The following is a 13,773-nucleotide window of genomic DNA, read 5'->3' as shown; positions in this document are numbered from 1 at the left end:
CCTTGTCTTCAAAGATACCGCCAAAATTTCAAAAGCGTATCACCCAAAATGCCCGTTTCCGACGAAAAAACAAAAATTAAGGACAAAGTGTAATTAAGTACAAACTAACTAAAAACTTTGTCTGGGTTGCATTGTTTTTTGTAAAAGTTGTGTCACGGCGATGTGTAGATTCTACACTGATTTTGCTTTTACATTTGGACGAATATCAAACAACATAACCAATTTAGACTATAGCAAGAAAATCAGTATTTGATGCGCACGTAATTTTTTACCAGTTCCTCATCTGGCTCAAGAATTCTTCCTTGGTGTATGCGCCCTCTTCGCTCCGGTCCTTATACACTAGGCAATAGCGATACTTTGACTATTCCACTAGATGGTTATCTGTCCGATTGTACAATAAAAACAAATTCTTTCTTTTGTCATACGGTAGAAGAAAACTGCATTTTGCGTCCTCGTACTTTGGATACAGTGTTTATCAATTATGGTGAAAAGAAAATAACTGATTATTTACCGTATTATGAAGTCCCAAATTTTGACACTAATGCCGTAAGAAAAAGTTTTTCGGCAGTTCGTTTTTCTGGCTCAAAAGCTCTTTCAGATACAATCGTGTCAAGTTATAAGCTTTCCCAAAAAGGGTTGCCTGCTGGGATAGATTTAAAATATGTATTGCAATCATCGGAACTGTATGTAACAGATCCTTGTGCTGTTCGTATTGAATATCCGCATTTAAATAAATATTCATATCAGTTGCAAAAATTAGATGATGCTCAAGTAGTTAAGGATTCGACTTTTTTTTGGACTTTGTTTTATATGGATCAGTATGGGAGAGGTGATTCTCTTGATATGAAAACAAAGTTTCATTAATTTCTGGATTAAACAAACTTAAAGACCTCGGCACTGCCGAGGCCTTTAAGTTTTTTGGATTCTATCGGCTCTGCGAGCCTCCAGAATGATATCCTGCGGGCTTACGCCTTCTTATAGCTCTCCACTTTCGCGGCTACTGGCCGGTTTCATTTCGTTGTTGTTCATTTTGGTTCCTCTTGATGTTGAATTTAGTTTTTCAACTAAGGAACCGCGCTTTTACCGTCTAAAAATTTCCGACCGGCTTAGATTTCTGCGGTAGGGGAGTGGTCTATGGGCGTTCCCCACTGGCGTGGGTCGGACTATATTTTAGGGGCGGCCACCTTCGCTTCGTTTGTTGCCCGCCTCCTAAAACCGAGACCATGGTCTCGGCCCCAAGGGGTCACTATCCCTAACGCATTTCTAAAAGAAACCAATTTCTCCATTACTTCGATTCTTTTAGCGCATATTGAGCAATGTTCCATACTGTCGGGTGTTTCGCTTCCATCATGCGGAAAAGGCCACTTAATTTTTTCAAGTTCAGTAAAGATGTGTAATCTTGCAAAATCTGGTTGATAAAATAACGCAAGCATTTGGGCTTTACATATTCTATATGAAATCTATTTTTTATACCGCAGTCTTCCAATCTCAAGGCGTTGTCCATTTGGTCTTTTCCCAGCGGCAGCACAAGGAACGGAACTTCATAGTATATACATTCCTTGATTGTAGCAAGACCACCATGAATAATGGCACAACTGCTTTTATCTTCTTTTGCAGCAATGGTCTCAAGAATTTGTCTTTGTGGAGCCCAACCACAAACTGTTACATTGTCATATTCTTCCCAATGATTTTGAATAAGTGTCGAGCCAACACACAGAATCAGATGGTAGTCCTTCATATCCGAAGACTGCATTGCGTTAATCATGGACATAAACAACGACAACGCACTTTCCGCATAATCCAGCACCTGTGAACCAGCCGTTACATATATAATTTTATCCTTGCTTAGAATGTCATCCCACAGAATTCCCGAGGAATCATCCTCTATACCTTCCAGTTCCTTGGTAATGCAGGGCTCTCCATACGACACCAATCCGCCATGAGAATAATGAGCATAATCAAATTGCTGCGGACATGGAATATATTCAGGAAAACTCTTTAGCGGCTCAACAAATTTTTCAAGCGTAATTCCGTGATCAACCATATAGTCATCGGGATCGCACAAATCCTTCGCCACCATGTTTATCAATTTTCTTTGCTCATCTGGTGTAAACGCCATCAAATTTTGCAAAGCGTGCGCGGCAGGGTTATCACTAGGATGTCTAAGATATGTTGTAGATAGAGCAAACTTTGTTTTGCTGGTAAAAACATCCGAAGCAAATTGATGATGATAATAGATAATTAACGCCTCTAATGCTGTAAAATACCCAGAAACCATTAAATCTGGTTTAATATCATTCCATCTTTCTCTAAATTCAATGGCATTCTTGTATATGACCGAATCTTCTGGGGCTCCGGCCTTAACGATGTTTTCATGATTATCAAATCCTGCATATGCAAGTGCCCATATATGGTCTGTTTTCCACCTATTTTCAGGAGTTGTCCGAAACTCATTTGTATAGCCAGGAGGATAGATGGACTCTTTCGTGTCTTCGGGAACATAGAAGATATTACTGTATTTAAAATCTGTTCCATTCTTCTTGTTGTAAGAAGTAATTAATTCTTCGCAATCGGCAATACCCATGTATTCAACATCAAATACCTTTTCACTATTGCTATTTTTTATTGAATTCAAGCGATCAGCCCATGCGAGGGTTGGAAGCCAGTGGCCCTGTTCTTTATAGACATCGGGCCAGAAGAGGATTTTTTTCTTGTCAGCCATAATATTTTTTCCTCAAAAAAAAACTAATTATCCTTTACACAGCGTATTGACAAGCCGCTACCTCGAAAAATACCATAAACCCCACTTAGTCCATTTTTCTCAAAAACAATAGTTGATGGTTTTGCTGAAGAATTGTATGAAGCTGTCCAAAAATACGCTCCATTACGAAAATACGATACAGAATCCTGATATAAATATCTATATCCACTATTATAAATAGACACCCCACAAGAGTTTTCCCCATTCCATTGGGCAGATCTTACTTTGCAGGACGAATCCAAATGCAACCACTCTGAGCGAGTAGGAATTCGCCATCCATTCGGACAAACTCCCACTACACTTAAAGAATCATACCCACCCTCTTCATTCATGTAACGTTTATACACTGCTGATGTTTGGGTTGAGTCATAATCCAAAGCAATCGGATTATCGTAATACCTACCATAATGTTCGCAATTGACAACTCGATCATTTAGGCACCAAGAGTGTCGTTTTAAATCAGGAGACTGAATTGTATCATAATAATTCAAATTTTCTGCCATCCAAATTAAACTACCTATAGTTACAACTTTATACACCTGACCATCTCTTGAATCAATAATCGTGTCATAGGGAATAGAAGAATTCAGGTAATCCCAACTTAATTTATAATACTCGCTAGAACTCGATTCGGCGATTCCGTCGCTTGAAGAACTTTCTACAACCTTTTCGCTGCTGCTGGATTCTATATGTTTTTCCGAACTTGAAGATTCCTCGCTCTTTGCAGAACTCGAAGATTTATTTTCATTCTTTTCGCTGCTGCTGGATTCTATATGTTTTTCCGAACTTGAAGATTCCTCGCTCTTTGCAGAACTCGAAGATTTATTTTCATTCTTTTCGCTGCTGCTGGATTCTATATGTTTTTCCGAACTTGAAGATTCCTCGCTCTTTGCAGAACTCGAAGATTTATTTTCATTCTTTTCGCTGCTGCTGGATTCTATATGTTTTTCCGAACTTGAAGATTCCTCGCTCTTTGCAGAACTCGAAGATTTATTTTCATTCTTTTCGCTGCTGCTGGATTCTATATGTTTTTCCGAACTTGAAGATTCCTCACTCTTTGCAGAACTCGAAGAAAAAAACATTGGAGTCGATTCGTTAGCTGAGCTATATTCTTGCGAATCTTGTGGTGATGAGACGTTTTCAGAACAGGCCACAAGAATTACAAGAAAAAATAATAAAAACCTGATTTTTTTATGCATTTCCGCCTCCTTCTCTTGCAGTATATGTCAAATAAACAATCACATCGTCTATTGGATAATCATCCTCATCATTTTCTCTTGTTAAACCATTCAACTCCAAGGCCCATTTTGAGACTGTTCCGCAGCCTTCAAAAATTCCCATTTTATCTGAATTATAAGAAGAAAAAACTTCATTTGTTTTTTCATGAACCAAACTTGCTACCATTGATGTATTTGATGTTTTTAACGCAGCATCTATTTTTTTGTACATCGACGCTTCAGTAAGCGTCAATTTGGCATTGAGATAAGGTAAAGAGGTCGCTGCGTCTAATTGTACATATACTCGGATATCTTTTATACGCAAGAATGACAAATTCGAGAATTCATTCTCAAAAAACTCTTCAGTTAATTGGAAATTACAAAATCCGTCCTCACGAATTTTATTTAGAGGATTTACATAAAGATTGTCAATAATTTGATAATCATCGGCCTTTTTTTGTAATTCTTTTAAACTTATCGGTCTAGTTATTTCCATTTCATGCACATCATTTTCAAGATAGGCCTTTTCCATCCGCCTTAAATCAAGCAATATTCGTTCTGGAGCGAGCAGACCCTTACGGAAATTATCCCAGTAATCATTTTTTATAAAGTCGCAAACAGGAGTTATTTTGCCATCTATCTCAAAATGATAAACCCGTTCAGCCATCTTGGCTACATCAAGCAAAAGTTTTACGTATTGCTTGAATACCTTTCCGAGTTCCTTCTCAAGCCAAATATACAAATCATTGTTCGTAAACTTTTCGCTTAGAACTTCATAAACCTGTTCAGAGCGAAGAATTTCGTTTTCAATACTCTTGTGTTTTTTCTCGACTTGTTGAGTCTTGATTTCGTTTACGATTTCCTGTTTTTCGACTTCAACAACTTCGGCATCAGCCACTTCGTCTTCTAGCAGCCATTCCTTCTTGCGACGTTCCAATTCCGCCTGCAACTTAGTCTTTGCCGCGTCTAGTTGCCGTTGCGCAAACCTTGCTGCATAACTTTCCGCCGCACTCACAAGATTTTCAGCAAGTTTCGTTCCACCCAAAGATTCTATGTCGAATCGTGGACCTCCGAAAGCGTTTACCACGGAACCGTATTTAAAGTCAGGAATTTTGAAAGTTGCCGAGGCTATGTTGCGGACTTTTTCGACCGTTTCCTGAATCTTTGCAACCTTTTCCATCAGTTTCTGATATTTCTTTTCGGCTGTTGAAACAAGGTGCATCGCCTTCTGCTTTTTAGAAGTATTCTGTTTTGCAGTCTTCTTTTCTTCAAGCCTGACCTTTTCTGCTTCAAGCGATTTCACTTCCATTTCATGGACGGTCTTACTTTCGGCAACCACAGCCTTGTCGCATTTAGCCTTGAACACTTGCAGTTGTTCTGCGTCCTGTTTTTCAAGGATTGCAAGCAAGTCGCGGCCCATCTGGCAAGCATCCTTAGCCATATCGACTGCAAGTTTGACTATGACATTGAATCGATATATCGGCAGTTTCTCGCTCGTCGAATTCAGAATTGCATCTAACGATATTCCCATTGCGCGAGCTTTCACCAACATTCCCGGGTCAATCGGCGGAGCGAACAAAGCCAAAGTTCGCTTTACACCCTGAATATTTAGGCTATTGCGAATCTTGTAAAGCCTGTCAGCAATCGTGTCCCAATAAGAGAACAAGGTATCGTTTCTAGGCACAGAGAAATAGAACATAGATTCAATGATATTCCCTGTGCGCTTTGCTCGTTCATCCATTGCTCGAATACTTAAGACTTTTGCCTTATCCTTGCCAACTAATGCTGAATTTTCATATTCAATGAAGGCGTTGCCCAAGTCATCTGTTCTTGAAAGCAATTGACGCACCGTCAAAGGAGAAAGGGCTTCCGGTTCAGGCGCTTCTGGACTCTTGGGGCCAAGTAATTCCGCGGCAAGCAAGTAGAACTGGATTGCAAGATTTACAGATTCCGTGGTATCCTTCGAAAATTCTTGATCGCCCCAGCCAATAAGGGTATCGAGGTATTTCATTACCACGTATTTTTGATATGCCACATTGCGGTAGCGGGCAATCAAGTGTGGATTGAACGGATCATTTTTCCATTTATCCACAAGCGACGATAGTGCGGAACGGTCAGGGAGTTTGTCCTGCTTGGTCGGAAGTCCTAACATTTCCAGAACGGATTTGTCGGCATCCTTATTTGCAAAGAACGGAAGGAATTTCCAATAACGAGCTCCCTTAGGCAAATCATGAATAAAATCCTTAGTTCTTTCGTAGGATGAGTATCTTTCTCTGGGATCAAACACCAATTGCAACCACAAGAGGGCTTCTTCATAACTTTGTTCCGCAATCATCTTTTCGGCAATGAGCATCGGAACATAGAAGAACAGTTCCCAGTTATACATGGCGTTCGCACCGCCCCATACAAAATCTACCATGGGTGCGGGATACGGTCCATCAACATTAGCCTTGTTCGGCCAGTAATTGTAGCGGAAAATGGTCTGGCTCAAGTCCCATGCCTGCCAATCACCCGCCATATAATAGCCAAGGTAAACGCTGAAATAGTAATTATAATACGAGTAGGAGTAATAGTAGCTGTCCGAAATCGGCAAAGCCTGCGTTTCGCGGGTATAGAGCCATTTGGTTCCACCATCACGATAACGCTTGTAGAAGTCATCTACCAAGGAATGCGATAGCAATTCAAACCTATAATTCTTCTGGTTCGAATTAGCCTTGCCGTCTTTCGGCACCGCTTGCACAAAGAAGGTTCGGCGACCATCCATATAGAAGAACGGCAAATCTTCCGCCTTGTCGTCCTCGCCTAATTTCAACATAGACAGGTTTGTTGCAACAATGCGGAAAAGCCCAGGTGTATAGTTCAGGACCGCGTTATCTTCGGGGTAATTAAAGCCCTTATTTCCACATGTAAACTCATCAACTTCGGTAAACACTCCATGGACAAGTTTTGTGCGTTCTGGAGCAAAATCGTCTATGGGTTGATAATCCGCTGTAAAAAGTTCCAACAAATCGCTACCATCCGCCTTGACTGTGATAATAGCAATTCGCTTGAAAAATTGACGGCTCTTGTCATAGACTCGCTTGGTCACCTTGTTCGCCTTGGTCGAGCCATCCATAACTTCAGTAGATCCAATGATTTCTTCGTATTCCTGATAATGATACGCTGTCTTAATAACAGAAACCGCTACACTATCTTGCGACGACACCGTCTTTAAATTATAACGGTCATCAATTTTTTCATTATCTCCAAGAGCGAAATCAAGTTGATTTGTTGACGCATCAATCAACGCGTTGCTCGTCATACGGGTCCCCGTCCACTTGGTTCCCGTGTAACTCGTCCAGCAAATCTGGATTCGCGCATAGTATTCTATCGTCTCTAGACCACCCTCTGAGGCCGCCTCAAGATTACGCTGCCCCATTGTAACCTGAGGCCACAAAAGATAAAGGCGCTGGTTGACAATCGCCGGAACAACCGTTTCGGACGGAATGTCCACATCAAGTCGTTCCCACGGAGTCCACTCTCCCGAAAGAATCGCTTTCGCCTTGTATTTGCGGTAGTAATAAGTATGGGGTTCCCCCTGTGTGCGGCCAACAATGTGCAGAGTGTAAAGGATTCCACCCTCATTGCCACCATCTTCCTTTGTCGCACCGATAATTTCAATACTTGAGACCTCACGAACTTTTTCAAGATACTCATACAGGGCGTTTTCAAGGCTTACATGGTCATCAGAAAATTCCTGGATACGGTCTTCCAGTTCTTCAAAGAAGGGGGTCTTGTCATCACGCAAATCAGATGCAATCCAATTTTCAGGATAAAGGAACACCTTGCGGGCCGCCTCCCACACGCGGTAATTCTTCATCCATTCCCATTCACTGCGCTGTTCATCTGTCAAAACATTTTGGCCTTCCAAGCCAAGTTCTGCTCGTTGAACAAAAAGTTGGATGGACGCCGTCGCCTGAACAATGCGAGAGATGGTCATGTCAGGTTCCATCTTCACATCCATTAGGTAATAGGCATAGATGTCACTTTCGTCAACAAACTGCTGTGGATAGCGACTTACATATTCAGAATTTGGTTCAGAATCGTTTGTCGGGACAAAACAAGAATCCCAACATACATACGCAGCCAACGCATCGCGTTTTCTCTTGCGCAAGTCGTCGTTCATTTCTTGAGCGAATTTGAGCCACTCGGATTCCTTGGTATTATTCTTTATTGTTTGCTCAAAACACAATACATAAGCATTGAAGCCGGCATTATCTTCGTACAGCAGTTGTTCCAAATCAGAAAGAACGCAATGTGTCTTGGCATATAGTTCATATGCTTTTACAAACTTAATCCAGCCTTGGATACTAGTGTATGAAGAATCGACTATGCCAAAAGAATCATCCCTTAATCTTTCAATCGTATTGCCATCAATCGCTAAAAGGTCTTCTAGTTTTTCCCAATCGCCTTCATTCTCGTTTTTCATCAAATTTGACAAAAGGTCTAAATTAAACTCACCCGAAAGCAATCGGTCTGTCGTATAATTGGCGTAAATCAACTTCCACATATTATTTAAAGGCGATATGGAAGAATTTGAATCTATTTGTATAAACAAATTATCATCCAAGTTTACACCCTGATGCGTTGTTTGGATATAATTAAACACCCTTATTTTTCTTGCAAAGTCAGCATATACAGAAATTTGTTCTTCGGGATATTCGGGTTCCTGAATTTCCGTGTTTTCATCATTCTTGAAAGCTTCTTCCCATATATGAAAATTACTGTAATAGGTAGAGAACGCATTATAAAACGGAATCCAAGCCTCATTAAGTTTTATAAGCGTTTCAAAATCCTCTTCAGCAATGCCAAACTCCGCACCCACTAAAAGATTTAGATTATTTTCCCATTGACCTTCTGGAACATTCCTATCCCCAAGATCGGCAACAGCTATGTTTGCTGCAAAGTCCCTTGCTGCTTGATTTTCATCTTCACTAATGGGAGCAAGAAGATCAAGATAAAATTCCGCATCAATGGAGGTTCCCGAAAGGATGCGCCATTCATCGGAGAATTTTCTTATTCCTTCAAGACTGTGCCAATCACTATTGGTCCATACACCGTATTTTATAATTTTATCTAAATTTGGGAGCGAGACGCCAAATGTTTTTGCAATAAGGGTGTATCGATAACATTCGAAAAGACCTTCCAAAAGAGAAGCGTTCTCATCAACATCTATCATGCCGTAGACACTTATCGACTCATCTTCTGATAATTTTAGCCCTTGAGTCAACAATTTAAGAACAGTACGGCGATATCCGTCTTGCTTCTTATTCACACTTACTAACAGATTTGGCAATTGATAAATAGAATTAATGAAATTTGCGGAAGCCTCCTGTTCGCCACCCAAGACAAGAGCATCTTGCACGGAGATTCCGTAGCGACCTATCAATTCGCAAATCACATCAAGTTTTTCAAGGGGCAAATTAAATGTCAAAAGTACATCGGAAAGAGACCAACCAAGGATATTCTTCCTGTGCACAAGCACGGCCATTTTCCTAAAGAAGGATTCCCAATCAACAGGCATCTCAACTTCTTTTCCAGTTTCATTATCAAATACCTTTTTCCCAGCAAATTCATAACCGTTGATATTCGACAACTGGTAAAGTTCTGAATCTTTCGATCTGTAGCAGACATCACTAAAGTTTTCATTGGCTAAGATTTCATTCAAATCTTGAATAGTGAAACCCGTTCTTTGCATGAATATCGCAACACGCCGCAAAATTCCAATGTAGGTTCCTGCGGAAGTATAATTTTTGTCAGGGTACAAGACCTTATTAGCAAGCTCCTTCAATCCCCACAAATCCCAAGTATTATACTGGCTATTAAATTGAGAGAGAGCACTTTGTTTTTCAGAATCTGTACTCAACAAGTCAACAAGACAGCGCTGATTAAAGTCTAGACGTAATTCTCTACAGGCATTAGCATCATTTCCATTCAATTCCAATGCCTCAGCAATATCATAGAAATGCAGCGACAAGTTAGAAAGAATCTTTTTTGCCTTGTCTCGGCTAAAATTGGCGGGCAACTGGAAAGGATATATTTTTGTCGCCAAAAGGTTGCATGCAGCTGTATCTATTGAAGACCCAATTTTCGTCTTAAATTCAAGAGGCTCCGCCCTTAGTTCTGCCGCAGTTACCCCATCAGGATTATTGTTTGCAACCAGTCTTGCCTTCCGGCCTCTATCCAAATCCTCATCAACCAGGCATTCCAACAATTCTATTCCCAAGTCAATCGTCGGCATTGGGATTTCCGCATTTGCCTTGGTCAATTGCAAGTCAAGGTAGTCAGGACGACGGCCAACGAATATGCTATATGCGGAACTTTTCTTCAAGAACTTCAACAAATCTATATAATATGCAGAGGCACTGAGTATAGATTGCCCCTGTGTTGCTTTCGTGAAGTTGACGTTACCGAACAATCCTGCCCAATTTATAGTATCTCGGGTTGCTTCGCGAATCTTTGCAGTATTTGTACTGACCGTAGATCTCGATGCCTTCAACATTTTGGCTTTAGGAAGTGCCCGCGGAAGTGCTCGAAGAGTCTCATTTTGAACTTCTTGTCCATTCTGTTCATTTTGCGGAACTAAAGATTCATTATCTTCGTCAGAAAAATCTTCGTCAACAGACTCTTCAACAGTACTTGTGACATACGCCTGAATATTAAGTGAAGCCTCTGCCATGTAATTTTGGGCAAGCCTATGGATATTCCTAGCCTCAGCAACCTTTCCAATACCACTACCATGTCGGGCAATAAACTCACTTTCACTCATTGTAGAAATCTGGTAGGCGGATTTAAAGTCACGGTTGATGAGGTAGGCAATTGCCTTAGCGCTTTCGGTCAGGTGATAGAGTCGCTGCAACTGCAAGATTTTTTCTTTATTCTGTTTTCTTACTTTGTCTCTTATCTCATCTTCACTTAATTCAGATGAATCTTCTCCTGCATTAGGCTCTTCGGGATTCTGATCATCATTATTTCCTTGATCACCTGTCGGTTCATCAAGTTCATCTTCTTCTAACGTAACAGGCTCCGGATCTGGTTCTAATTCGACTCCGGCAATATCAAAGAAAGAATCATCCCCGCCAACGTATTCCCCTAAGTCTGTATCGGAAAGCGAGAATTTTTCCCACTTAGCAGTCATTAGCTCTTCACAGACTTTTTCCCAATTAGAGTCTACAAAACGTTTTTTCAAATCCCATAACAAGGCTTGTTGCGGGAACCATGCTATAACCTGCTCTGAAAGTTTGCGGGCATAAATAACCTTTTTCAGTTCCACATTGTTGCCCGGAAACTCTGCAGGCAATGCACATGGAGGAATCGTTTCAGTCGTTTCAACAGGGGTGTTTTCAGGCTCATCATTATTTTGCGGAGTTTCACCAGAATTCGGCTCTTGTTCAGTCTGTTCATCATCCGCATTATCGTCATCATCATCTTCTTCGCTTTCATAGCAATAGAGAACATAATATTCTTCTGCTATTGCATTTACAATATTTTCCCAGTCCGTGTCAGCAAGACGCAACAGGTCCGAGAGTTTGCAAAAATCAAAGTTTTCTTTTCTCGTCACATAACGATAAGTGCAGACAATCCCAGGAGCAAACTTTTCAAAGAACTCGTTAAGGTCAAAAACGGCTTTTAATCTAGAAATTTCTTCCTGTGTCAATTGCGGAACAACGATTTCTTGTGGAAGGAGTATATTTTCATCCGATTCAATCTGAATGTCTAACTCTTCGTCATTCGAATCCGCTTCATTTTCCCCTGCATCGAGCTCAGAATTTGCATCACCTTCAGCCTGTTCGTTATTTTCAACCAAGGCATTTTCTTGCAGCAATTCAATGAACGCATCGACATCCGCCCCTACACTATAGTAAGCGTCTAGCAGTTTGTCGTAAAGATTTTGTGCAGATTCAGGCTCCTGAGTTTCTTGCTGATTATCTTCTTCTAGCGGATTTTCATTATTATTTCCTTCGCCGTCATTATCCGGGTCTTCACCTTCGCTTGTGGAATCTTCGCTATCAAAATTTTCTACGGCAACATAGTGCGGTAGTTCTTTTGCTTTTTCTTCGTTTTCCGAATCGTCTCCAGTGGAAGATTCGCTTTCCGTGCTGGGATATTCAATAGTTAAATCTTCTTTGATGTAGAGGCTGAGCAACTGGCTTATGGTAAGAGCGTCATTTTTATCGTCGTCTTCATCGCCCCGCAGGGTTCCGCCATTTACCAAAGTTTTCCAAAGATCCAAGACAAGCGTCGTATCAGTTGGGCAAATCAGTCCATCGGATACGGCCCCAAACAACGTTTTCTGGATAATAGTCGGCTTTGCTTTAGTCAATTTGTAGAGCGTAGAAACGTCCTCTCTCAGAGCCAACGCAAAGAATATTTCAAGCCAGCAGTTCTCCTCTTTAGCAGTAAAATTGCTATATCCTTCAAGTTCGCGCTTTTGTAGTTGAAGGAACATGCTGTATGCAGTAAAATAGGCGTGAACCTTGCTGTCAACTATACGCTCGCGGCCTGCAACGAGAGGGAACACCGTATTGGAGTTCAAGAAAGCGTTAATAGCATTGATTTTTTTCGTGTTGTTTACCGGTGCTGTGCACCAGGAATCAACCGTATTCCTATACACGCGAAGCATGGAATCAAGCTTCGCATACTCACACTCAAAGCTTTCCTGTTGTGACTTTAGGGTGAAGTTTATCTCTTGTTCTGTTTTTCCGTTGAAAACAAGGTGCTCGGTCGATTTGTGATAATATATTCCACCCTTTTTCTCATAGGCTTCCGCATAAAGAGACACCTTGTTTTTTCCGTAGTCTTCCTTCGAATCAAGCAGAAGGCCGACCGGCAGCAAAGAAGAACTATATCGTCTCTCATATTTACCATCAGAACCAGAAAGAGTTTCACCCAAAATTATTTTTTCAAAATATCCCGAGGGGGCTTCACCGTCAACAGAGGTATCGACAAAATGCAGGCAATAGGCAATTATCTTTATATTCGCAAGGATGTCACCCTGCTCATTTTTCACGGTTCCAAAAATACGGCAATCGCCATTCTGGTCGGGAGATTTCAGGATATCAATTGCCCCCACCTTCAATGCTGAACTTGGCTCCCTATAAGTATTGGAGGTCCAGAGATTATTGCCCTGATAATCTTCTACACGAATCCGAATCGTGGGGAACTCAAGCGATTCGTCGCCATTCTGAAAATTTCCACGAGAGTAAGTCAACGTAAAGGAGCCGTCGGCGGAAATACCCGATTCTGCTATTTGCTCAAATTGGCCGTTATTATTCAAGTTGTCGGCATAAACTTTACCCTCAAAAAACGGGACCCCGTTCTTGTTGAGAGTCCCAGAAACAGTCCAAACCTCGGGTACAGGATAGGCCATAATACACTCCTTAGATGTGATTTTTACACAACTTTACAAAGTAATTTAAACTTTTTCGACACAAAAAGGGAGATGTATTTTATTTCTTTACAAAATTGATACGATTTTCTGCGTGTTTAAGTTAAAAACACAAAAAAAACTCCTGCCGGACATTCCGTCAGGCAGGAGCAGTTCTGTTTATACGATGTGGATAAGTACTATGCGGCATTTTCCTCGTCCTTCGTTTCGGTAGGGAGTTCGATTACCGCCGTTTCGGGGGATTCCGGTGTCTCGGTAACCTTGCCCTTGCCTTTGCGAAGTTTCAGGTGCACCTTCTTCTGGTCGATGTGGCTGTTCACGGCGTTGATGAACTGGATGCAGCCTTCGTCCTTGTCGAGGGTGGCCTT

General features: G+C 41.2%; 5 protein-coding genes. 1 reads left to right on the top strand and 4 read right to left on the bottom strand.

Annotation, left to right across the window (positions count from 1 at the left end):
• The first annotated feature begins 309 nt into the window (after positions 1 to 309).
• Positions 310 to 864, top strand: coding sequence for a hypothetical protein (locus QOL41_RS14070; RefSeq protein ID WP_283430270.1), 555 nt, complete (start codon positions 310 to 312; stop codon positions 862 to 864).
• 421 nt (positions 865 to 1,285) lie between these two features.
• On the opposite strand, the gene QOL41_RS14065 is transcribed toward QOL41_RS14070, so the two are convergent.
• The 4 genes from QOL41_RS14065 to QOL41_RS14050 all read right to left on the bottom strand — a co-directional run.
• Positions 1,286 to 2,722 carry a glycosyltransferase gene (locus QOL41_RS14065; protein ID WP_283430269.1) on the bottom strand — a complete coding sequence of 479 codons (1,437 nt, stop codon included), beginning with the start codon at positions 2,720 to 2,722 and terminating at the stop codon, positions 1,286 to 1,288.
• Between the two features lie 23 nt (positions 2,723 to 2,745).
• The gene (locus QOL41_RS14060; RefSeq protein WP_283430268.1) at positions 2,746 to 3,960 is read right to left on the bottom strand and encodes an FISUMP domain-containing protein; all 1,215 of its coding nucleotides are present in this window, start codon (positions 3,958 to 3,960) and stop codon (positions 2,746 to 2,748) included.
• Positions 3,953 to 13,387 (bottom strand): Tc toxin subunit A-related protein, encoded by a 9,435-nt coding sequence (locus tag QOL41_RS14055; RefSeq protein WP_283430267.1) that lies wholly within the window; start codon positions 13,385 to 13,387, stop codon positions 3,953 to 3,955. The genes QOL41_RS14060 and QOL41_RS14055 overlap by 8 nt, the downstream gene beginning before the upstream one ends.
• A 197-nt stretch (positions 13,388 to 13,584) precedes the next feature.
• A partial coding sequence (locus tag QOL41_RS14050; RefSeq protein ID WP_283430266.1) for a hypothetical protein occupies positions 13,585 to 13,773 on the bottom strand: 189 nt, incomplete at its 5' end.

This window comes from Fibrobacter sp. UWB10, assembly GCF_900182935.1.
In the GTDB taxonomy this organism is placed as follows: domain Bacteria; phylum Fibrobacterota; class Fibrobacteria; order Fibrobacterales; family Fibrobacteraceae; genus Fibrobacter; species Fibrobacter succinogenes_O.
Note: the sequence above shows the minus strand (reverse complement) of the source record. Positions and strands in the feature narration are given on the sequence as shown.

What these genes read in the sequence shown, in the direction of transcription:
- QOL41_RS14060 (WP_283430268.1), bottom strand. Translation starts at nt 3,960, where the DNA reads ATGCATAAAAAAATCAGGTTTTTATTATTTTTTCTTGTAATTCTTGTG.
- QOL41_RS14065 (WP_283430269.1), bottom strand. Translation starts at nt 2,722, where the DNA reads ATGGCTGACAAGAAAAAAATCCTCTTCTGGCCCGATGTCTATAAAGAA.
- QOL41_RS14055 (WP_283430267.1), bottom strand. Translation starts at nt 13,387, where the DNA reads ATGGCCTATCCTGTACCCGAGGTTTGGACTGTTTCTGGGACTCTCAAC.
- QOL41_RS14070 (WP_283430270.1), top strand. Translation starts at nt 310, where the DNA reads ATGCGCCCTCTTCGCTCCGGTCCTTATACACTAGGCAATAGCGATACT.